The following is a 19,988-nucleotide window of genomic DNA, read 5'->3' as shown; positions in this document are numbered from 1 at the left end:
GTCTTTTTTGGAACGACTTCCAGCTTTATTTCTATAAGCCGCTGCTATCAGGTTTCACAAATGAGTCCCTTTACCGCGGATACCGCGAACTCGTTTTTAGTCACAGAAACAGGACAGCGTTCAAGCGGCTCAACTTGCATACTTGGACCGTTTCTTTCCATGAGAAAAAACCATCCGAGTCGCCCGGATGGTTTTCATCTTATGTGGTAACGCCGCTTTCTGCCTGCTTTAAAGCTTCTGCTGCCAGATCGACGATGTGGACCGCTTTCACGCTGTCAGCCAGTCCCTCTCGTTCAATCCCTGCTTTCATCTGCAGCAGACAGCCTGGATTCGATGTCACGATTACGCTGGCCTGAACATGACGAACATCTGCCATCTTTTTGTCTAAAATTTTCATTGCCATTCTCGGCTGCACCAGGTTGTAAATACCAGCCGAGCCGCAGCACTGTTCCTTATCTGGCATAGCTGCATAGGTAACGCCTTCTATGCGCCGCAGCAATGCTTCCACGTTTCCCTTCTCCTTCATCACGTTTTCCAAGTGACAGGACGGCTGATACGTTACCAGCTCAGCGTCCAGCTTCATCGGCGGAAGCTCCAGCTCTGCAAGCAGCGTACTGATGTCGCCCACTTTCTCAGAGAAAACTTTTGCCCGTTCACACCATTCGGGCTCCTCCTTCAGTAAAAAAGGATATTCCTTTAATCCTGCCCCGCAGCCGCCTGCATTGGTAACAATAAAGTCAGCCTCGATTTGTTCAAAGGCTTCGATGTTCGTTTTAGCAAGTTTTTTTGCTCCATCCGCCTCACCAGCATGAGCATGCAGGGCTCCGCAGCACTGCTGCGTATCAGGAACAACTACTTCACATCCGCTTTTCTCAAGCAAATAGAGCGTATTCTGATTCGTTTCTGTGAACATCGTACTCATTAAGCATCCGTCAAAAAAGACCACTTTTTTTAGAGGTTGCTGCTGCCGCACTGCCAGTACCGGCGGACGAAGAGCCTGCTTTGGAGGAGCTGCTTCAGGCATGATTCGCTCCATCAGCGCTGCTTCTCCCGGCAGCAGGCGAAACGCTCCGCTTTTTTGCATCAGCTTTTGCACGGGGGTCTTTTCATACATCCACCTCATTCGGTGAACCGTTTCCATTCTGCGCCGATCTAAAAAGAGCCACTGAAACACTGTCTTTCGCAGGACACGAACCGGGACCGAGTAGCGTTTATGCTCCTGAATAACGGCTCTGGCCTGCTCCAGAATATGACCATAATTGACGCCTGACGGACACGCAGGTTCGCAAGCTCGACAGCCCAGACACTCATTCAGCTGAGCCTCCACTTCCTCGTCCGGCTCCTTTTTACCATCTGCAACAGCCTTCATCAACGCAATTCTTCCACGCGGAGAGCTTGCCTCATTTCCGCCGGTTTGTATATATGTCGGGCAAGAGGGCAGACAAAATCCACATCTCGTGCAGTTCATCAGTTCCTCATAATCAATACGGCTCTGAAATTCTTGTTGAAGCGATGTCTTACTCACGTGTTCCGCCTCCCAGCACAATACGTTTTTTCGTATCCTTTGCAAATATTTTTCCAGGATTTAAAATATTGTCCGGATCAAGCGCCTGCTTTACTGCTTTCATCGCATCCACCCCAGCCTGACCGAGCTTCCATTCCAGGTAAGGCGCTTTCATTTCGCCGACGCCGTGTTCACCGGTAATCGTTCCTCCGAGATCCACTGCTTTTGCAAAAATAGCCGCAAAAGCCTCTTCTACTCGCTCCATCTCAGCATGATTTCGAACATCCGTCATACACGTAGGATGAAGATTCCCATCCCCGGCATGACCAAACGTACAAATTTCCACCTCATAGGCAGCTGCTGTCTCTTCGATAAAGCGGACCATTTCGGCGAGCTTGGAGCGCGGAACTGTGGCATCCTCCAGCAGCGTCGTCGGCCTTCTTCGCGCAAGCGCTGTTAGAGCGGATCGTCTCGCCTCGGTTAATGCTAGTGCTTCTTCTTCATTCTGAGCAAGGCGGACTGAAATCGCTCCATACTTTTTGCATAACTGCTGCATGGCTTCCATATGCCGGTTTACCACTTCCGGGTCGCCGTCCTGCTCCATTAAGAGAACCGCTCCTGCATCTACAGGCAGGCCGATTTCAGCAAAATCTTCTACCGCTTGAAGCGTTGGCTGGTCTACGAATTCGAGGGTTGCAGGAATGATTTTATCGGCAATGATCGCAGAAACTGATTCTGCCGCCTGTTCCATGTTAGGAAAAAGGGCCAGCGCCGTTTTTTTCGTTTCCGGTTTTGGCACGAGCTTTAAAATAGCCTCTGTCACGATACCGAGCGTTCCTTCTGCTCCCGTCAAAAGTTTTGTAAAATCATATCCTGCCGTATCCTTCGCGAGCTTGCCCCCTGTACGTATCACTTCACCGTTTGCGAGCACCGCTTCCAGACCAAGTACATAGTCCTTCGTTACTCCATACTTTAATCCTCTGAGGCCGCCGGAATTCTCATTAATATTGCCAGCGATCGTAGATATTTTCATCGAGCTCGGATCCGGTGGATAAAACAGCCCTTCCGCCTCCGCCCGTTTGGTAATATCAAGTGTGATGACTCCCGGCTGAACGGTCATCGTCAAGTTTTCCTTATCGACCTCCAAAATTCGATTCATGTGCGTGAATACCATGACGATCCCACCTTGTGACGGCACCGTACCGGCACACAGGTTCGTTCCCGAGCCGCGCGGAATGATAGGGATATGGTGCTCTCGGCAGACGTTTATAATCGCTTGTACTTCCTGAACCGATGCAGGTCTGATTACACCGTCAGGCTCGGACTGGAAACCAGGCGTTGCGTCATAAGAATAGACGAGCCTCTGTTCATGTGTATCTGAGAAACGTTCCACCCCTGTAATAGCCGTCAGTTGATCCTTAACTGTTTGATCCAGCATAAAAAATCCCCTCTCTGCGCTGTTTATACTTGAGTATACGCAAAGAAGGGAGAAAATGGTATATCACTTCTGCTAATTACAGGTAATATTTTTATTGTTTTTTTGGCTGATTTAACAATTTCACGGCGATCACAAGCACTGCCAAGTCTTCTCCCCGTTTCCACGAAAGTCCAGTAAGATCTTCCAGTTTGGCAAGTCTGTACTGAACGGTGTTCACGTGCACGTCGAGCACGGCTGCTGTGCGTTTTAACGAATAGCCCTCTTGTATGAACGCCTCGACCGTCCTGCGAAGAGCTGTATCATTACTCAGGGCAGTGTCCTCCATCAGCTTCTTCTTCGTCCGATCAGTCAAATCGTGCAGCAAGAGTTCCAGCGACAGCATTTGATAGATAATTAATTCTCCAGCTGAATGCTGCGCTGCTGTTTCTGCTTCTTCAAGCATATTTGCAAAATCCATCCCTGGCCGTGAAAGTCCGGCACGTTCCACTACTGCATCATGCTTGTCCAAATAATTCATGAACTGACTGGAAAGCTGCTCCGCCTGGTCACTTGCCCATATACAAACGTACTGATCATAGCGCCATTTTGTTAAAAAGCCGGCAAACTGCTCCGGATAGGGGATCTCTTCTGGTTCGGGCTGTACCATTTGCACGATGAGTAAGCTGTAGAAATCGTCATCATTAAGCCCGATCCGGCTGGCAATCCGCTTTTGCTCCTCAGAGTTTTCTTTTGCTGCAAGCAGCCCGTGCAACAGCCTTTCTCCTGCATACCAGCGAAGCCGGAGCGCTTCTGCACTAAACAGCTTTTCGATAAGTAATTCCGTCATTTTTTGAAGAAGTGCACCATACGTAGCAGTCTTTTCCCTGCTCCCTGTTATACCGAGGACTCCGATGATGCTTCCTCGAAACCCAAGCGGAAGCACTGTTCCCGCTCTCACTGAAGGATCCGTTTGCGCCTCCGATTCACTGATCGTTTTCGCTTCTCCGGTGATCATCACTTCCCGTCCCGGAAGATGCCGGGTCCCGATTCTGCCGGAGTCTGTAGCTGCGGTAATATAGCCATCTTTATCAATCACAATGATTTCTTCTTCAATGACGTCGGATGCTTCGGCTACGATTCTCGCAGCGAGATCGTCGGAGATAACCAGATCATTCACCGCCTTCCCGTTTTACATCGTTCTAATTACTCGCTTTCCTGAAGACTGACAACCGCAGGTGAGGCTAAGTATGCGGCAACAAGAGCAACGGCCAGCAGCACGAGAGATGCTCCGCTGTCTGCGTTTACAACTTCTCCAATAAGATAAGCTGCACCGACCGATCCAATCAGCAGCAAGCCCTGCATTCTTCTCGATTTTGTCGTAGGGACTAGCTTCTTACTGCAGGCTTTGCAAACTGTACTGCGATTGATTTGCAGCAAGTCGCTGTATGACAGCTCTGCATAACAGGCTGGGCATTTTTTCATCTGATCCACCTCTTTCACGGATTTAGTATAGCATATCCCTGCGTACCTAAAAAAAGCGCACCGGTTTGTTTACCGGAGCGCTTTCGGCGTGCGTTATAAGTGGTCAATCCTTCACTTACTTAATCACTTGCTTTTCAGATGGATACGTGACATCTTTGGTTCGGTAGCGGTCGAATCGTCTGCGGAGATCTTCTCCCAGAAGGGCTGCCGGAACCATAATCATACCGGATACCATAAGCGCTGTGATCAGCCAGACGGCATAGGCGAACTGCATGATAGGGAAGACAACGACAGCGTGCATCAGAACAACAGTAAGCGGGAGAGCCAGCAGCGTTATATATTGATTTCGAATCAAAAAGCCTGCTCCAAACCCAACAAACAGACTGATAACCGGCATTACAAAAAGGACAAGCTGAGTGGTAGTCATGGTGTTCTCCTCCTTGCACAATGATGTACAGTCAAGGACTGATAACCACCTATACCCGTTTTCAGAATTTTCAATCACTTATCTATTGAGACGAAGGTCCGAATTTTCCCTGCCTATAATCCATCATCGCCTGCTCGAGCTCTTCTTCTGTATTCATAACGAATGGACCGCCTGCAGCTACCGGCTCCTGAATTGGTTTACCAGAGTAAAACAGCATTCGCATTCTTGAAGCTGCCTTTATGCGCACCCCCGTTTCACCTTCCCCAGGCGTTTCATAAACCGCTGTGCCGGAGCGCTCCATCTGCGCTTCAGACTCTCCAGCCTTCACGGAGCCAGCCAGCACGTAGCTGAACACAAATTCGTCTCCGGGAAATGGGATCGTGTATTCCGCGCCCTCTTCCAGATAAAGCTCTGCCATTCGAAATGGATACACGCTTTCAGCCGGCCCTTTTACGCCGTTAAATTCTCCACTGTAAATACGCAAATGTCCGCCCTGGATATCGACGAGCGGTGCGTCTTCAAGACGAATGTTTTGGTAAAAAGTGTCCGAAAACTTCTCTTGTTTCGGAAGGTTCAGCCACAGCTGCAGCGTATGAATTAAATCATCGTTGTATGCTTCCTCAGCATGTCTCGCTGCACCACCTGCATTCATATACTGTACGTCGCCAGCATCCAGAATGGAGTAACCTCCTGCATTGTCACTATGCTCCAGTCTTCCGTCTATGACGTAGGTGATCGTTTGAAATCCCCGGTGAGGATGATCGGAGAATACTCCGCGTTTAAACCAGTCTTCTGCCATTAATAAAAACGGATCTACTTCCGTCATTTTCTCCGGTGGCAGCACGAATCCTTGCTGCATATGCGGAAGTCCCGGATTTCGATATTGCACGTGCCAAAAATCTTTCACTGTTCGTAAATTCATCGATGAACGGCTCCTTTCTTTAACATCACTGTTTTACCTTTATACCACATCTATCTTCAACTTACAAAAAGTAAGCCTATTGATTTTCACCTTCCTTGTGAGCATATAGTGACGCTTCTCCATTTCGTGCTATACTAATAAAAAGCGTGTGAATCCATCGCAGGAGGTTCAGTGGATGTGAAAATATATTTGATTTCACTTCAGCTGCTGTACGGGGCAGCAATTCCCGCTTGGGTGATTGTTTGGCTTATTGCACTTATGACGCTTGATGCTGGCTTTCACTTATGGAACGTCATGTTTTTCAGCCTGACTACCCTCTTCCCTGTTGTAGCAGGATTGTGCGCCGTTTATGCATGGAAGTCACTGGAGCATCCGCGCCGCGCTGCCATGATTAATGCTTTACCTCTTTTATGGACTGCCCTCATTTTTTATTACGCGTCCTATATGTAATTCGTCTTCGCCGGAAGAAGTTTTTATTCCGGTATTTTTTGTGGCTTGCTGCCAATCTGCACGTTTTTTATGAAGGAGCTGACAAGATGAAATTAACCGTTACAGCTGCTATCTTATTTGCGGCTGCTCTGATCGCATCGATTATTTTTTATCAGACTTACATAGCAGACTATGCACACCCTGTCGAAACAGTCATGGCTATTGCCACCGCAGCACTTGCCGCCATGTTTTTAGCACTAGCGATATTCATCCCACGCCGTTTAAAGCTTGTGACAGGCATCTCCATCACGCTCTTTTTTGCTGTCATTCTTGTAGGCGTAACCTTTTGGCTTGTTCGTCCGTACCAGCTGATTTATACGGAGCTGCCGGAGCGGGAGGCTGCTCTTTCCTCCCATTTGGAAGAGGAATATCCGGAAAGGGAATGGGAAATGAATAGAAGCCAAGTAGAGACGCATCCGATCTTCATGTTTGAAGTTGTGTTTGACGACGAGCCTGACCGTCCTTATTTGTATTTAATGGATCAGGATACGATGGACGGTGAATCCGAAATCGAACCACACGTACCTGAAGAGTAAGCGCTCCTGTACTTGACAACAAAAAAAGACCCGGCCCCCTCTTATGAAAGGGACCGGGTCTTTTTTGACAGGTTCGTGGTTGTCCAGAATCTGTTTTATGACGTTTCTGTCTCCAACAGCTCAAGCGTTTCGGCTGGAGCCTCCATCATCGTCGGGTAGCTGACGAACACATACAGCATAATAAACACCGCAGCAAGAATGAGGATGACAGCTATGGTTCGCCTGCCCCTCGTCTCACTGTTCATTCGAAGGGCGTATAAAACAGCAGCACCTGCTGCTGCAAGCAATACCACACTTGACCCGGCTGCTCTTTCCAGCTCATCAGCCTGCGCCATCGCCAGAACGGTCAGGAATTCACTCGTTTCATCTGCATTTGCTGTATTTATGGTGAACCGCTCCGGCTGAAAAACACCTCGCTCAAACTGTACTTCCTCTCCCTGCTCTTCATACTGCACCGTTCCAGGGTATACTCCCCCTGTATGAATCAGAAGCAGCGCCACAGCGGCAGCACCGATCAATCCACCGGACAGGATTAAATACAGGCGCCTGCTTTTCAACATCATTCCATTCTTCCCCCCTGCATCAATTAAACATCCTTCGTTACCTTATCACGGTTAAGGCTTTTTACGCCAGTCTCCAAACAGCATCCACAAGAGCAGGAAAGCTGCAGCTGCTGTTGCTTCCATGCCGATAATGTGCCAGGGCTGTCCTCCGAATAAATCAAGCAGGCTGGTACCATCCGGTCTGTCCATAATAAACCAGTAGTTCCCCCCAGTTGCTCTGTTAATGATCCATATAAATGGAAGAAGCACATTAAGCAGCAGCAGTGTCAGCCAGACGGAGCGGAATGAAAGAGAATAGCGGTGCACCCAGAGAAAGTAAAAGCCTGTTATGATGACGGCACCATGTGTCAGGAAAAAATGAAAAAAACGGGCGTGAGGCAGTCCAAACGAGAGCACCGGTGTTAAAAAGGCCATTAAAGCACTCGCAATTCCAGCCATAAATACTACTTCAAAGACGAATTGATTTCTTGTGAGCAGGAGGATAATTGTACATATAACCATGATGTTGCTCAGTTCAAGTGGAAGGGCATGGTGGACTTCCCACCTTTCGGTCATCAGCAGCCAGAGCTGATACCAGACCTCCATTCCGGCAAGCAGCAGGGCGGCCGTCCATTCCAGCCTTCTATTTGGTGAACGATTCTGATTTAACCGCACGAATAGGATGGCACCGATAAGCAGTGCCAGAGCGGATATATGCTGCCAGTCGAACATGGTGAACGGGGCTTCTGAAGCATCTCCGCCAAAAAACACTGGAATCCCTCCTGTTTTTTCTATCCAGACGTTTACAATCGCAAAAAGCCGGTTATAGTCGTACTAGTTACCTATCTTTAAGTCAACTTAGAAAGGAGTGGTCATTCTTGGATAAGCAATATTCCCTGATTGTACTCGATGCAGAAGGTGAGACTCAGCACATTATGGATCCTAGAAACGGTCAGGCATTGGAGGAGCTTTCAGCAGGTGATCTTCAGTCTGCACGTGTTTTTTACGATGAACTGAAAGAGGCTTATAAAGATTTTTCCGTTAAAATGCTGTTAAAATAAGCTGCACTTTGTCTGGTGCTGGACGAATGATCAGCTGTAAAAGCCATTTTACAAGCTGTGGACTTAGCAGATGCACGTATTTTTGTATATGATTATCTGACAGCCGTTAACCCGATTACTGCCATTATACATGTATAAATTGGACATGAAGACAGGGATGAAGCAGACGCTTATTTCTGTCTTTTTAATTGCTGTCGTAAACAATCATCGTATCAATCACAGCCCTCGGCTGTCCTTCAAGTTCTTCCCGCTCGATGATCCATACGTTTACTTCCATGCCCCTTCGGATTGAAGAAATGGAAAGCGGTTCTTCTTCTGGCGATAAAATGACTGAATCCAAATGTTCAATCAGCCATACCAGCTGCTGGTCTTCTTCATCATTGATACGTATTTGAATACGCCCTTGTCCATGCTGATGGTCGACAACCGTTCCAGAGAGCTGCGGAGGTTCTTCAGGCACTGAGGAATGCAGGCACCCTGGCAGAAACAGACTGCTGAGCAAAAGTGTGACAGCTGCCATCCTGATCATCGCAGTCCCCTCCCGTAATAGCATGTTAAGTACCAACCTATTCCCAGCCCTCACAAGCTTCAAACCGTACTTCTTACTCTCACCCATTCCATTTAGTCTAAAATAGACAAATCTTGCAGGAATCCGGACGTTCGTATGGAATTGGTCTAGGATGATGCAGTTAACTCTTAAAGGAGGAATCAACGATGCAGCAAATCAAATGGGGAATACTCAGTACAGCAGGAATTGCACGCAAGCAGATGGTTCCGGCTATTAAAGAGGCCGGAAATGCAATGCTATATGCCGTTGCAAGCGGAAGCGGCAAAGCTGCTGCTACAGCCGCAGAATGGGGAGCCGCAGTCCATCATGATTCCTACGAAGCGCTTCTGAATGATCCTGAAGTAGACGCTGTTTATATTCCCCTCCCAAATGCCCTTCATAAGGAATGGGTCATAAAAGCCATGCATCACGGCAAGCATGTGCTGGTAGAAAAACCTGCAGCCGTTACTTCTGACGATATCCGTGAGATCCGTGAGGCAGGAAAAGAAACCGGTATGACGTGGATGGAAGGATTTATGTATCAGTTTCATCCGCAGCACAGCTATGTAAAGGAACAGATCGCTATAGGGACGATCGGTACGATTCAAAAAATGCGTGCCTCCTTTTCATTCCCGTTGGATCTGACCAGCTCGAACATTCGGCTGGATTCTTCCTTAGGCGGCGGCAGCCTTTATGATGTTGGCTGTTACTGCGTACATGCCTGCCGGCACATTATCGATCAGGAGCCGGAGGCGGTTGTCGGTACAGGGCGCAGGCAGAGTGAAACAGGAGTAGATATTTCTACCTCTGCGATTCTAACGTTTCCGGAAATTGATGCCGTTATCGACTGCAGCTTTAACGAGTCTGCTTTGAACCGGTATGAAGTGTCCGGAACGAAAGGCCGGATAGAAGTCCCCTATGCGTTCCGCCCGGATCAGAATCCAGATAACGGCGAAGGCCTGGTCATCATAAAAGATGAAAATGGTAAGGAAATAGAGCGCAGATCGTTTGCAGGCAATCAGTTCACTCTCCAGGTGGAGCATTTTTCCCAGTGTCTGCTCGATGGTACGGAGCCGGTCTACACACCGGAGAGTACACATAACAACATGAAGGTGATTGAAGCAGTATATGCATCTCAAGAACAAGGCTGATCATCAACACGGTTTCTTGGCCGGACGTGTGCTGCACAGGGACCATTCAATCAATCTGTTTTTTCATCCTCCTCCATTCTGTGTTTCAAACGAAACATAGTCAAAAGCAGGAAAGCCCGGACCTGTAATCAGTCCGGGCTTCCAGAGCGTGGATAAAGTCAATTAAAGTGAATATCATTGCATCTGCCTGTAGCTGCGGAATTTCGCTTCCTGAAGGGAACGAGCTCGGCTTTCCCTCCTGCTGTCCGCCGGATCTTCGCCTCGTTCTGAGCCGAGATCCTTCGATGCCGGCAGCTGATCATACGTTTCACGAGCCTGGTTATGAAGGCACGATCGGCTTCCATACGGATAGAGCTTCCCATGAGACGTTTCGAAGTTAAATAGGGATGCCAGGCCTTCATCGAATTCATGATAAATGGAAAAAAAGCAGTCGCGTCCGCCTGTTATGACGTTGTTCTTCAACAAGCAGAGTCATTTCGCTTACACATGTAAGTTGAAAGACTTCTTCAACAGTCTGAAAGCCTGTTTTTACATAGGTTTCTGTACAGTGAAGTCGAGCTTTTCCAGCTCCTGAAGCCGATGAATCTCTGCATCTGCGTTGTGAGGAACCTTATGCTGCTCCGGATTAAACCAGACCGTCTTTATTCCCGCACGAAAGCCACCTTCAATGTCGGCTGCCAGGCTGTCGCCGATGATAGCAGTCTGACTGCGGTCTGGCTGATCGAGTACTGCAAAAACGTGATCAAAGAAATGATTGGACGGTTTCGCACTGCCAATATCACCGGATATGAAAAGCTGATCAAACTGGTCCATCAGGCCTGCTTTTTTAAGCCTGCGCCTCTGTGTATCGCCTATCCCGTTTGTCACCGCACAGATCACTGCATGATACGACAGATAATCCAGTATTTGTTCGGCACCGTCGACTAAGTATACATGTTCTTCCAGCCCCTGACGGAACATCCGGTCTGCCCGTTCCCCGGATCCTTTTTTCCCAAAGGCAGCGAAGGTTCGGTTGAACCGCTCGGTAATCACATACTCTTTTTTTACTTTTCCTTGTTCATATTGCTCCCATAAGGAACGATTCGTTTTCTGATAGTAATCACGAACGTCCTGATTAAACGGTAATCCATATGCGTGAAAAACCTGATGAAGCGACTGCTCAGCTGATCGTTTAAAATCGAGCAGCGTATCATCCAAATCGAATAACATCGTTCTCATCCTGTTCCCCCTGCAGCATTTGATTTTCGTTTAGTATACCATACGCATGTTAGGTTCTCTTTGAGAATTGCCGTTTCACGTTCGCTATATCCGTTTATTGCCAATTGCGTTAGAATAAAGGATGTATCATTCGATATCCGAATGAATCAGGAGGCCGCCTATGATTCGATTGCTCCGTTATATCAGCAATATCCTGACGGGTGCTGTTGTCTTTGTATTTGTGATTTGGATGAGCGGAGCTGCATTTGAAGAATCCCGGCTCATACCCTCCAGATGGTATTATTTCCTGCTTGCTGCAATATGGATCACAGGGATCATCTGGCAGACAAAGCCGCGTATGAGAACGTGGGGGATCGTCGTTACGATGCTTCCAACCGCGTATATCATCATCGCATTCTATCTTGCTTGGATGTTTCAAGGAACTCCTGCCCAGCAATAGTACCCTTATTTCCTCATTTGAGAGGAAATAACGCTTGATGAAGCATGCCCAGAAAAGAAAAGTGTATGCCCCTTGTTTTAACGCCACTGGCTGTTCAAACGTTACCACGATGAGGAGGAATTCAATCGATGCAGATTCAAGGATTGCACCATGCTCAAATTACGATCCCTAAAGGACGTGAACAGGAAGGCCGGCAGTTTTACTGTGAATTGCTTGGCTTAGAGGAAATGGAAAAACCGGAAGCTCTAAAAGGCAGAGGCGGGTTTTGGCTTCACGCCGGAAACCTGCAGGTTCACGTAGGTACAGAAGACGGGGATGCAAGAAGCGCAACGAAAGCACATCTTGCTTATGAAGTAACCGGCTTGGAAGCTTGGAAAGAAACACTTCGAGCACAAGGCCTTGTGCCGGAAGAATCGGTCCCTGTCCCCGGAATGGAACGCTTCGAATTCCGTGATCCGTTTGGCAACAGGGTCGAACTGCTGGAAGTTACCGAAGACCCTTCCCTCTGACGGGCAAATAGCTCTATGGATAGGGAAGAGCCCCTTTCCTTAGAGCTATTTTTTAATAAGCAGATTGATACAGGCCTTAAACCGGGTATGGTAAACTGTACGTAAACTGAAATCATGCCTTGCAGAGGTCTACCACCTACTCTTTCTAAGCTGCTATGACTGTAACCTGCTTCTCAGCCTCCGCGGGCTGCAGGGAGGAATGATGATCAAATGTTTGGACTGTTTTACCGTACGTATCAGACTTGGCAGATTCCGGAATTCCGCATTACAGATTCTCCTTACATCATTAAGGCCGTACAGGAACGGGATTCGTTTATGGATGCGACTGACATTTTAGGCGGTGCGGGTTCAATGGGACGTTATGTCTTTTATGAGGCCTCACGCGATATTTTGCTTGTTTTTCGTTTTCCGCTGTCCAACTACGTGAATATTTATGTGCACTTACGCGGTGCTGACGGCAAGTTCGGCCAGGATGACGGCATCAAGGTTGCTACCGTTACGCTCTCAAGCATTAAACCGGAGGAACACAGCGTCGATTATCATTTAAATGGCTGGTGGATTCCGCTTTTAAACGGCTTCTTCCTCTACTTGATTGATGACATGAAGCATCAGGAAACCGGGCGCGAGCCCCGGGTGAATACTTCCCGGCTGCGAGAGCTTGAGAATCAGTCGCTTCAGATAAAAGATCAGCTTCAGGATCTGTTCCGCTCAAGAAAGAGCCAGGGAGGCCGGCAACCTACGTAATGCGTCCAAGCTTTCCAGGTGGACGCTACGACCGGACTTTACGGCACGTTAAGATGCTTTTAACACCTATAATAAAGTCCTGAATGGAACGCACTTCTCGATGGAACGCAGAACGTAACGCCGGAGGTCGCATCCAGACCTCCGGCGTTACGTTTGCTGTTTCGATAGCATGCGGCTGGCCACTACACGCAAAGGGAGCACTTACCTTTGTACGTCGATAATCACGCGGCCTCTGATTTTGCTTTTAAGAATATCGTGAAGAGCCTGCTGAATCCCGTCAAGTCCGATCTCTGTCGCTGTTTCTTCCATATGGGACGGCTTCAAGCTGCCAGCACATCTGGACCAGACTTCTTTACGAAGCGGCATCGGGCAGTATGCTGAGTCAATTCCAAGCAAATCCACCCCTCTCAAAATGAAGGGCATCACCGTCGTCGGTACTTCTACCCCGGCCGTAAGCCCAGATACAGCAACGCTTCCATGCTGCTTCACGCTGCTTAAAATAGCCGCGAGTACGCTTCCTCCTGTCGGATCTACTGCTGCTGCCCACTTTTGTTTATCGAGAGGCCGGATCTTCTCAGGAGTGACCTCCTCCCGACCAATCACTTCTGCTGCACCGAGCTTTTTCAAATAAGCTTCTTCTTCAAGACGTCCTGTACTCGCTGTAACATGGTAGCCTCTTCCCGCCAGCATATCAACAGCCATGGAGCCGACACCTCCTGAAGCTCCCGTAACCAGTATCGGCTTATCTTCAGAGGTCAGGCCATTTTGTTCCAGACGATGAATCGACAAAGCTGCAGTAAAACCGGCAGTGCCGATAATCATTGATTCACGCAGAGACAGGTTTTCCGGAAGAGGCACAACCCAGGCAGCCGGCACCCTCGCGAACTGGCTGTAGCCCCCGTCGTGGGCAGTGCCGAGATCATAGCTCGTGCAAATCACCCGTTGGCCTTTACTGAAATCGGGAGATTCCGAATGCTCAACGGTTCCCGCCAGATCGATCCCAGGTACCATCGGATAGTCCTTTGCAATTTTCGCTTTTTTATGGAGCGCAAGCCCGTCTTTATAATTCACACCTGAATAATGAACCTTAATCAGTACTTCTCCTTGAGGAAGGTCTTCTTTATTCCGCTGAATCAGTGACCCCGTTCCCTCTCCTTCAGTCTGAAACGCATAAAACTGTTCTGACATGATGAGCCTCCTCTGCAGATTTTGGTTTCTCTACAGTGTATTCGCTTTCATCGCGTCAATTCCTGCCGTTTTTGAAAATGTGACTGCTTTACCGATTCAACATGTTCCATGTATGCCTGAACGAAGGAAGCAATCCGCTCTTCGTCATCAGGCTGGGGCAGCAGCTCCACTTTCAGAACAGGAGGCTCTGCCCCGGTTACTAGCTTCAATAAGGAACGAAGCCGATCCACCGCACCGCAGAAATGTGGATAGAACGAATCACCTGTTCCAAATATGCCGCATGGCGTTGCAGTTAAATCCTGTGATTTGATCCGATCCAGTGCAGGCTTCATGTGACGGGGAATCTCGCCGTTTCCCCACGTATACGTCCCGAACAGAATCCCCTCGATTTGGTGCAAATCCAATTCATCCGGCAGATCACGAACGGCCGTTTTTTCTGCATACCAGCCTCGCTCATGAAGCTTTTGAATAATTAAATCTGCAAGCTCATCCGTATTCCCCGACATCGATTGAACAAGAACCGCGATCACAGCTCATCAAACCCGTTTTGCTCCGTTACTTTTGTATAGGCTCTGGATTTCTGCTCAAAGAAATCTGATTTTGTTTCATTCATCATGTCGTCACTGAATACTTGAATCCACGGCATTGGGTTTTCTGAACGATGATACAGGTTGGAAAGACCGAGCTGCCTGAACCGCTTATCTGCGAGGTATTCCACATATGCTTCATATTCATTCGTATCAATGCCTTTTATGTCCTTCAAAAGGACAGCGGCCCACTCTTTTTCAAGCTCAACCGCCTTAGCGATCGTGTCATAAATAAATGCTTCGTTTTCCTCTGTCCGAAGCTCTTCGTTTTCAGCCATCAGAATTCGGATAAATTGGGAAATGAAATAGGCATGCTGCATTTCATCACGCTGAATGTAGCTGATCATCGTACTCGTTTTGACCATTTTTTGATTGCGGGCGAGGTGATAAAAAAATGCAAATCCAGCATAAAAATAAATTCCTTCCAGATTGACAGAGTTAATACACAGCTCCAATAAACGCTGAGGTGAGGGGTTCTTCCTGAAACGTTCATAGGAATCCAGAATAAGGGCATTTCGCTTTCGGACGAGCGGATCATTTTTTGCGTCATCAAATGCTTTTCTTTGTTCATCGGTGGAAACGAGAGAACTCAGGACATAAGAGTACGATTCATTGTGTACGGCTTCCTGCTGCGCGATCACGGCAAATACTGCTTTAAAGCTCGGATCGCTTACATAATCAAGCACCATCGACATCGTTGGTGTCTGCAGACTGTCGAGTGAAGCCAGCTGCGTATTGACCTTTAAAAAAATCTCCTTTTCTGCGTCAGACAAGGCGTCCCACTGTTTAATATCGTCCTGCATGTTAATCTCCTGCGCTTTCCAGAAGTTAGACAGTAAAACGTGGTACATATCGTACATTTGCGGATAGGCGATATCGTTCCAGTTTAAAATGCCGGAAGCTCGTCCGTTTATAATGCCGGTCGATTTATTCGCGTGATCCGGCTCAAGCAGCTTCATTTTTGTCAATGTCATCGTATGCTCCATCCTTTCGTTTTGCTGCCTCCTGCAATCAGGAGTGACAGCTTTCGCATTCTTCAATTTCTCCCTGGGACGTGCTGCGCACATAATAGGTCGTTTTCAGCCCTTGACGCCAAGCCTCCATGTGCAGCTGCAGCAGGTCTTTTGCGTGAATATCGTGGCGGACATACAAGTTAAAGCTGATTCCCTGATCGACATGGCGCTGACGCGCTGCGTTTTGGCGGATGCTCCAGTGCTGATCCAGCTCATGCCTGGCCCTGTTGTAATATGGGTACGTATGATGCGTAAGGTCCGGCGGTGTAACCTTGAGCTTGAAATTTTTCTTTTCTTCCGCGTACTCCAGTGCATAAACAGGATCAATGCCATCTGTCGAACCGGCAATTTTTGCCGTTGATGAATTTGGGGCGACCGCCATCAGCCAGCCGTTTCGAATTCCTGTCTCAGCTGTTTTCTGCTTCAGCTGCAGCCAGCGGTCTGACGTATAGCCCCGCCGCTCAAAGTACCGGCCATTTTCCCACTCTGAGTGCCGAAAAGCAGGATAAGCTCCTTTCTCCTCTGCGAGCGCTGCACTTGCCTGAACAGCGGCAAACGCAATCCGTTCATACAGGTCATCCGCGAAAGCTACCGCGTTCTCTGATTCCCAGTCAATATGGTTCACAGCAAGTACGTGGTGCCAGCCAAATGTTCCGAGACCGACGGCCCGGTATTTTTTATTCGTCTCCTGTGCCTGGCCGACAGAAAGCGTATTTAAATCAATAACATTATCGAGCATTCTTACCTGTATAGCTACCGTCCGCTCAATCACATCATCTCTGCAGGCTGCAGCCAAGTTGATAGAGGAGAGATTGCAGACGACGAATTCACCCGGCTTTCGCACGATCACGATACTTCCGTCTTCCGCCACATATTCATCAGTGATTTCTGAGGCGGACATATTTTGGGCGATTTCGGTACAAAGGTTGCTGCAGAATATCGAGGTACGGCCCATTGCCTTTTTGTTCGGGTTGCCTCTGTTCACTTCATCCCGATAGAACATATAGGGCGTTCCAGTTTCCAGCTGAGCGATCATGATGCGTTTCATGATATCCATCGCACGGTACGTCTTCCGCGGAAGCATCGGATGCGCGCAGGCTTCCTTATATTTTTCAGTAAACGCAAGGTGGTCCGTTTCATCATAGAAATCCTCCAGACCGAGCGAATTGCCGTTCTCATCCTTCCATCCCATGATGGTCTTCACCTGATGCGGACAAAATACCGACCACTCTCCACTGCTGCGTCCGGCTTCATCTGTTTCTTCCAGCATTCTCATAAAGTGATCAGGAATACTGACGCCCGTAAATATATCGTGCGCTTTTCTGCGCTCATCTCCATTGTTTGTCTTCAAGTCCAAAAACCCGCTCATAATATCCTTGTGGAAAATATCTAAATAAACTGCAACAGCCCCCTGCCGCTGGCCAAGCTGGTCGACGCTTACAGCAGTATCATTAAGCAGCCTGATCCAGGGAATAACACCTGAAGAGGTCTCTTTAAAGCCTTTAATGTCCGAACCAAGCGCTCTCACCTTGCCAAAATAAACGCCGATTCCTCCGCCATCCTTACTGAGTCTTGCCGTATCCCAATTGTTTAAGTAAATGCCGTCCAGCGAATCCGAGACGGTGTCGATAAAGCAGGAGGAGAGTTGCCCGTAGCTTTTCCCTGCATTTGCTAACGTAGGCGTCGCTACCGTCATGTAGAGGTTAGACAGCGCCCAGTATGCCTCTTCTACGAGCATAATCCGTTTACTGGCCGGCTCATCTTGCATCAGGGCCATTGCGATTACGAGCCACCGTTCCTGTGGAAGCTCCCACACCTGCTTATCATGATCTCTTGCCAGATACCGGTCTGCAAGCAAAAACAGTCCGATAAATGTAAATGAATGATCCCGGTCCGGCTCTATTATTGTTTCTAATTTTTCAATTTCTGCTTTTGAATACGACTGCAGCAGCGAGGAGCTGTAAATTCCCTTTTCCGTCAGTACCTGCAGCAGTTCATAAAACCCGCTGTAAGCCTTATAACCGCGCTGAGCCTCTGCCTGCTCATAAAGTCGCGTTAAGTAAAACCGGGCTGCTGCAAATGTATAATCCGGCTGGTCCATGGCGATCTTGTTAAGGGAGGTATGCAGCGCATGATCAAACGCTTCCTCCTCCTGTTTCGATTCGACCTGCTGTTTCAGTTCCGATAAATCAAGTTTGTAGTTGTTTTCCAGCTCGTTGATCGTGAGCTGAATCCGTGATTGTAGTGCAGATTTCATTGAAATGCCTCCCTTTTCTTCTACATGATTCACTATATTGAATGATGCAGCACAAATCAGCAGAACCAAAAAAGTGCCTCTTCGGAGGAAGAGACACGAAAAAGGAAACAGCACAGACGCCCGGCATACCGGCGCTGCACCATTCCCTTTCTCAATCCCCGAAGAAAAGAAACGTCTGAAACGTACGGCAGGTCTCCTGGCTTCTGCTTCATCCTTACAGCCTCCCTTCCCGTTAAAAAACAGTGGGTGATCGGCTGCTCGTCAGCAGTTACAGTTGCGGGGACAGCTCCGGCTTTTAACCGGATTCCCTATTAAACCGCTTTTGCGGTACCTGTACGTTTCTGCACGCTATATTTAGATGTCTACTTGCTTATACACTCAATATATTGATTATGCTACCTCTATTCCCAGCTATTTGCAACATGAAACTTGCAGAATAGCAAATCATTTTCAACGACATACTGATAGACCGCCTTCAGCTGACCATATTTCTTTTTTTGTCAAAAGATGCAGGTTTCGTTGTTCATCTAAAGCTTTTTTCCGTTCATGAAATATTGCGCTGCAAGACTCTCTTCTTCTGACAACGGTTTTCCGTATTCGTCCATCAGCAAGTTTTTCAGTTCTGCTTCATCGCCTGCACGAGCGCTTAACGAGGCTGTTTTCTCCAGCAGCTCCAGCTCCTCGATAAACAGTTCTTTCGACAAGGGCTTCCAGTGTGATATGACGTTCCAGGCTGAAGCAAAAGGCTTCAGCTTTTTTACAAGCTGCTTTGTTTCGTCTGGCGTATAGTGCCAGGATGATGCATATAAGTTCGGAGCAGTAATATCTCCTGCAAACAAAATATCTTCCTCTGCCAGGTGAACAATCAAATGATCAGACGCGTGGTTGCCGCCAGCATGAACGAGCCGGCAAGTGATTCCGCCGAGGTCAAGTACCAGCTCATCGTTAAACGTTATCTCCGGCATATGGATACGTATAGAACGTTCAGCTGGAAATTCTTTTTTTATCGCTTCTGCACAGAAACGAATCTCTTCTCCGGTCTCGACCCGCTCGTCGAGTGCTTCATCCTCCCATGAATAGGACGACAAACGCTGCAGCTCTGTTTTCGTCGCCTCTGTGCTGATAACAGGCGTTCGGTTTAACGCCGACGCCCCGAAAACATGGTCCCAGTGCCAGTGGGTCAGAACAGCCAGTGAAGGGGCAGGAACACCGCTTCGTGTTAATTCGTCTAAAAACAGACGCACGTGTGCTTCTGAGTTTCCGGCGTCGATCAGCAGCGTCAGATTATCCCCGACTACTGCGCCAAGAATGGGCCTGTCTGTTTCTTCGACCGGTGTGAGATAATAAAATCGCTCCGAGAGCTTCTTTAATTCCTGCATGAAAATTCCTCCTAGTCCGGCTGCTTCAATAAGACTGCAAGTGCATCCCTGTTATCGGTGATATCCTCCAGCGTATACTGATCCAGCACATGCAAGTAGGCTGTCAGCGCATCAGAAAGAGCAAACTGAAGCTTGCATGCCGGTGTAATTGGGCACGTGTTCGTTTCACTGTTAAAACATTCCACCAAATGAAAATTGTCTTCGGTATGTCTGACAACTTCGCCAATATTTATATTCTGCGGTTCACGTGCAAGTCGGATACCGCCGTTCCTGCCACGGATTGTCTCTATGTAGCCGAGCTTACCGAGTCGATACACAACCTTCATAAGATGGTTTTTGGAAATGCCGTAAGCCTCTGATATGTCCTTGATTTGCGACAGCTTTCCAGATGGCTGAACTGCAGTGTACATAAGCACCCGGAGTGAAAAATCGGTATATTGAGTTAAATGCATGGCGGTTCCCCTTCCATTTCCTGCTGCTGTTTCATAAGTAAATGCTGCTTCAACAGTATCCTGTCAAAGCAGCACCATGTCTTTCTATCAGTGTAGCATATGAACCCGCTCGAAAGCATAGTCC

General features: G+C 48.1%; 23 protein-coding genes and 1 riboswitch. Of the genes, 7 read left to right on the top strand and 16 right to left on the bottom strand.

What is annotated here, in order from left to right; translation table 11 throughout:
* Positions 1-199 precede the first annotated feature (199 nt).
* The 6 genes from ACFO4L_RS00835 to ACFO4L_RS00810 all read right to left on the bottom strand — a co-directional run bounded on the left by ACFO4L_RS00835 (position 200) and on the right by ACFO4L_RS00810 (position 5,752).
* The gene (locus tag ACFO4L_RS00835; RefSeq protein WP_377907774.1) at positions 200-1,468 is read right to left on the bottom strand and encodes a (Fe-S)-binding protein; all 1,269 of its coding nucleotides are present in this window, start codon (positions 1,466-1,468) and stop codon (positions 200-202) included.
* A gap of 49 nt (positions 1,469-1,517) precedes the next feature.
* Complete coding sequence (glcD, locus tag ACFO4L_RS00830; protein ID WP_377907738.1) at positions 1,518-2,942, bottom strand: glycolate oxidase subunit GlcD; 1,425 nt, start codon at positions 2,940-2,942, stop codon at positions 1,518-1,520.
* A 91-nt stretch (positions 2,943-3,033) separates the two neighbouring features.
* Entirely contained in the window at positions 3,034-4,098 is a 1,065-nt protein-coding gene (locus ACFO4L_RS00825; protein WP_377907737.1) for a CdaR family transcriptional regulator, read from the bottom strand.
* A gap of 26 nt (positions 4,099-4,124) precedes the next feature.
* Positions 4,125-4,403 (bottom strand): hypothetical protein, encoded by a 279-nt coding sequence (locus ACFO4L_RS00820; protein ID WP_377907736.1) that lies wholly within the window; start codon positions 4,401-4,403, stop codon positions 4,125-4,127.
* Positions 4,404-4,518: 115 nt separating this feature from the next.
* The gene (locus ACFO4L_RS00815) at positions 4,519-4,830 is read right to left on the bottom strand and encodes a hypothetical protein (protein ID WP_377907735.1); all 312 of its coding nucleotides are present in this window, start codon (positions 4,828-4,830) and stop codon (positions 4,519-4,521) included.
* Positions 4,831-4,912: 82 nt separating this feature from the next.
* Positions 4,913-5,752 (bottom strand): pirin family protein, encoded by an 840-nt coding sequence (locus tag ACFO4L_RS00810; protein WP_377907734.1) that lies wholly within the window; start codon positions 5,750-5,752, stop codon positions 4,913-4,915.
* Between the two features lie 177 nt (positions 5,753-5,929).
* Between ACFO4L_RS00810 and ACFO4L_RS00805 the strand changes: the two genes are divergently transcribed.
* Together ACFO4L_RS00805 and ACFO4L_RS00800 are read left to right on the top strand one after the other, a co-directional pair.
* Positions 5,930-6,202 (top strand): hypothetical protein, encoded by a 273-nt coding sequence (locus ACFO4L_RS00805; RefSeq protein WP_377907733.1) that lies wholly within the window; start codon positions 5,930-5,932, stop codon positions 6,200-6,202.
* Positions 6,203-6,288: 86 nt separating this feature from the next.
* The gene (locus ACFO4L_RS00800) at positions 6,289-6,777 is read left to right on the top strand and encodes a hypothetical protein (protein WP_377907732.1); all 489 of its coding nucleotides are present in this window, start codon (positions 6,289-6,291) and stop codon (positions 6,775-6,777) included.
* Between the two features lie 95 nt (positions 6,778-6,872).
* Here ACFO4L_RS00800 and ACFO4L_RS00795 read toward each other — a convergent pair whose 3' ends face one another.
* Positions 6,873-7,340 (bottom strand): hypothetical protein, encoded by a 468-nt coding sequence (locus ACFO4L_RS00795; RefSeq protein WP_377907731.1) that lies wholly within the window; start codon positions 7,338-7,340, stop codon positions 6,873-6,875.
* Positions 7,341-7,391: 51 nt separating this feature from the next.
* A complete protein-coding gene (locus ACFO4L_RS00790) occupies positions 7,392-8,090 on the bottom strand; it encodes a YwaF family protein (protein WP_377907730.1) in 699 nt (232 codons plus the stop codon).
* A 107-nt stretch (positions 8,091-8,197) separates the two neighbouring features.
* Here ACFO4L_RS00790 and ACFO4L_RS00785 point away from each other — a divergent pair, with 107 nt between their 5' ends.
* A complete protein-coding gene (locus tag ACFO4L_RS00785; RefSeq protein WP_377907729.1) occupies positions 8,198-8,380 on the top strand; it encodes a hypothetical protein in 183 nt (60 codons plus the stop codon).
* A 184-nt stretch (positions 8,381-8,564) separates the two neighbouring features.
* Here the strand turns inward: ACFO4L_RS00785 and ACFO4L_RS00780 are convergent, their stop codons facing one another.
* Positions 8,565-8,909, bottom strand: coding sequence for a hypothetical protein (locus ACFO4L_RS00780; RefSeq protein ID WP_377907728.1), 345 nt, complete (start codon positions 8,907-8,909; stop codon positions 8,565-8,567).
* A 185-nt stretch (positions 8,910-9,094) separates the two neighbouring features.
* Here ACFO4L_RS00780 and ACFO4L_RS00775 point away from each other — a divergent pair, with 185 nt between their 5' ends.
* Positions 9,095-10,078: a Gfo/Idh/MocA family protein gene (locus tag ACFO4L_RS00775; protein ID WP_377907727.1), complete on the top strand. Its 984-nt coding sequence runs from the start codon at positions 9,095-9,097 to the stop codon at positions 10,076-10,078.
* A 528-nt stretch (positions 10,079-10,606) separates the two neighbouring features.
* Here the strand turns inward: ACFO4L_RS00775 and ACFO4L_RS00770 are convergent.
* Positions 10,607-11,296 carry a YjjG family noncanonical pyrimidine nucleotidase gene (locus ACFO4L_RS00770; protein ID WP_377907726.1) on the bottom strand — a complete coding sequence of 230 codons (690 nt, stop codon included), beginning with the start codon at positions 11,294-11,296 and terminating at the stop codon, positions 10,607-10,609.
* Between the two features lie 160 nt (positions 11,297-11,456).
* On the opposite strand from ACFO4L_RS00770, the gene ACFO4L_RS00765 reads away from it, so the two are divergent.
* The 3 genes from ACFO4L_RS00765 (at position 11,457) to ACFO4L_RS00755 (ending at position 12,988) form a co-directional block, all read left to right on the top strand.
* Entirely contained in the window at positions 11,457-11,735 is a 279-nt protein-coding gene (locus ACFO4L_RS00765; RefSeq protein WP_377907725.1) for a hypothetical protein, read from the top strand.
* Positions 11,736-11,863: 128 nt separating this feature from the next.
* The gene (locus tag ACFO4L_RS00760) at positions 11,864-12,244 is read left to right on the top strand and encodes a VOC family protein (protein ID WP_377907724.1); all 381 of its coding nucleotides are present in this window, start codon (positions 11,864-11,866) and stop codon (positions 12,242-12,244) included.
* A gap of 210 nt (positions 12,245-12,454) precedes the next feature.
* The gene (locus tag ACFO4L_RS00755; protein ID WP_377907723.1) at positions 12,455-12,988 is read left to right on the top strand and encodes a hypothetical protein; all 534 of its coding nucleotides are present in this window, start codon (positions 12,455-12,457) and stop codon (positions 12,986-12,988) included.
* A 201-nt stretch (positions 12,989-13,189) separates the two neighbouring features.
* Here ACFO4L_RS00755 and ACFO4L_RS00750 read toward each other — a convergent pair whose 3' ends face one another.
* The 6 genes from ACFO4L_RS00750 to ACFO4L_RS00725 all read right to left on the bottom strand — a co-directional run bounded on the left by ACFO4L_RS00750 (position 13,190) and on the right by ACFO4L_RS00725 (position 19,864).
* The gene (locus tag ACFO4L_RS00750) at positions 13,190-14,176 is read right to left on the bottom strand and encodes an oxidoreductase (protein WP_377907722.1); all 987 of its coding nucleotides are present in this window, start codon (positions 14,174-14,176) and stop codon (positions 13,190-13,192) included.
* Between the two features lie 47 nt (positions 14,177-14,223).
* A complete protein-coding gene (locus tag ACFO4L_RS00745; protein ID WP_377907721.1) occupies positions 14,224-14,706 on the bottom strand; it encodes a flavodoxin domain-containing protein in 483 nt (160 codons plus the stop codon).
* Positions 14,703-15,737, bottom strand: coding sequence for a ribonucleotide-diphosphate reductase subunit beta (locus ACFO4L_RS00740; RefSeq protein WP_377907720.1), 1,035 nt, complete (start codon positions 15,735-15,737; stop codon positions 14,703-14,705). Before ACFO4L_RS00740 ends, ACFO4L_RS00745 begins: the two co-directional genes overlap by 4 nt.
* A 37-nt stretch (positions 15,738-15,774) precedes the next feature.
* A complete protein-coding gene (locus tag ACFO4L_RS00735) occupies positions 15,775-18,033 on the bottom strand; it encodes a ribonucleoside-diphosphate reductase subunit alpha (RefSeq protein ID WP_377907719.1) in 2,259 nt (752 codons plus the stop codon).
* Positions 18,034-18,202: 169 nt separating this feature from the next.
* Positions 18,203-18,384: riboswitch (cobalamin riboswitch) on the bottom strand.
* Positions 18,385-18,560: 176 nt separating this feature from the next.
* On the bottom strand, positions 18,561-19,412 hold the full coding sequence (locus ACFO4L_RS00730) for an MBL fold metallo-hydrolase (RefSeq protein ID WP_377907718.1): 852 nt from the start codon (positions 19,410-19,412) through the stop codon (positions 18,561-18,563).
* 11 nt (positions 19,413-19,423) lie between these two features.
* Positions 19,424-19,864 carry an Rrf2 family transcriptional regulator gene (locus tag ACFO4L_RS00725; protein WP_377907717.1) on the bottom strand — a complete coding sequence of 147 codons (441 nt, stop codon included), beginning with the start codon at positions 19,862-19,864 and terminating at the stop codon, positions 19,424-19,426.
* Positions 19,865-19,988 lie beyond the last annotated feature (124 nt).

It is taken from the genome of Bacillus daqingensis (assembly GCF_042654445.1).
GTDB classification, from domain to species: domain Bacteria; phylum Bacillota; class Bacilli; order Bacillales; family Salisediminibacteriaceae; genus Alkalicoccus; species Alkalicoccus luteus.
The sequence above is the reverse complement of the archived record's forward strand: the minus strand, read 5'-3'. Positions and strand labels throughout refer to the sequence as shown.

Excerpts from the sequence above, each read along its gene's own strand:
- ACFO4L_RS00835 (WP_377907774.1), bottom strand. The coding sequence starts at position 1,468 with ATGAACTGCACGAGATGTGGATTTTGTCTGCCCTCTTGCCCGACATAT.
- glcD (WP_377907738.1), bottom strand. The coding sequence starts at position 2,942 with ATGCTGGATCAAACAGTTAAGGATCAACTGACGGCTATTACAGGGGTG.
- ACFO4L_RS00820 (WP_377907736.1), bottom strand. The coding sequence starts at position 4,403 with ATGAAAAAATGCCCAGCCTGTTATGCAGAGCTGTCATACAGCGACTTG.
- ACFO4L_RS00815 (WP_377907735.1), bottom strand. The coding sequence starts at position 4,830 with ATGACTACCACTCAGCTTGTCCTTTTTGTAATGCCGGTTATCAGTCTG.
- ACFO4L_RS00810 (WP_377907734.1), bottom strand. The coding sequence starts at position 5,752 with ATGAATTTACGAACAGTGAAAGATTTTTGGCACGTGCAATATCGAAAT.
- ACFO4L_RS00800 (WP_377907732.1), top strand. The coding sequence starts at position 6,289 with ATGAAATTAACCGTTACAGCTGCTATCTTATTTGCGGCTGCTCTGATC.
- ACFO4L_RS00795 (WP_377907731.1), bottom strand. The coding sequence starts at position 7,340 with ATGATGTTGAAAAGCAGGCGCCTGTATTTAATCCTGTCCGGTGGATTG.
- ACFO4L_RS00780 (WP_377907728.1), bottom strand. The coding sequence starts at position 8,909 with ATGATCAGGATGGCAGCTGTCACACTTTTGCTCAGCAGTCTGTTTCTG.
- ACFO4L_RS00775 (WP_377907727.1), top strand. The coding sequence starts at position 9,095 with ATGCAGCAAATCAAATGGGGAATACTCAGTACAGCAGGAATTGCACGC.
- ACFO4L_RS00770 (WP_377907726.1), bottom strand. The coding sequence starts at position 11,296 with ATGAGAACGATGTTATTCGATTTGGATGATACGCTGCTCGATTTTAAA.
- ACFO4L_RS00765 (WP_377907725.1), top strand. The coding sequence starts at position 11,457 with ATGATTCGATTGCTCCGTTATATCAGCAATATCCTGACGGGTGCTGTT.
- ACFO4L_RS00760 (WP_377907724.1), top strand. The coding sequence starts at position 11,864 with ATGCAGATTCAAGGATTGCACCATGCTCAAATTACGATCCCTAAAGGA.
- ACFO4L_RS00755 (WP_377907723.1), top strand. The coding sequence starts at position 12,455 with ATGTTTGGACTGTTTTACCGTACGTATCAGACTTGGCAGATTCCGGAA.
- ACFO4L_RS00750 (WP_377907722.1), bottom strand. The coding sequence starts at position 14,176 with ATGTCAGAACAGTTTTATGCGTTTCAGACTGAAGGAGAGGGAACGGGG.
- ACFO4L_RS00740 (WP_377907720.1), bottom strand. The coding sequence starts at position 15,737 with ATGACATTGACAAAAATGAAGCTGCTTGAGCCGGATCACGCGAATAAA.
- ACFO4L_RS00735 (WP_377907719.1), bottom strand. The coding sequence starts at position 18,033 with ATGAAATCTGCACTACAATCACGGATTCAGCTCACGATCAACGAGCTG.
- ACFO4L_RS00730 (WP_377907718.1), bottom strand. The coding sequence starts at position 19,412 with ATGCAGGAATTAAAGAAGCTCTCGGAGCGATTTTATTATCTCACACCG.
- ACFO4L_RS00725 (WP_377907717.1), bottom strand. The coding sequence starts at position 19,864 with ATGCATTTAACTCAATATACCGATTTTTCACTCCGGGTGCTTATGTAC.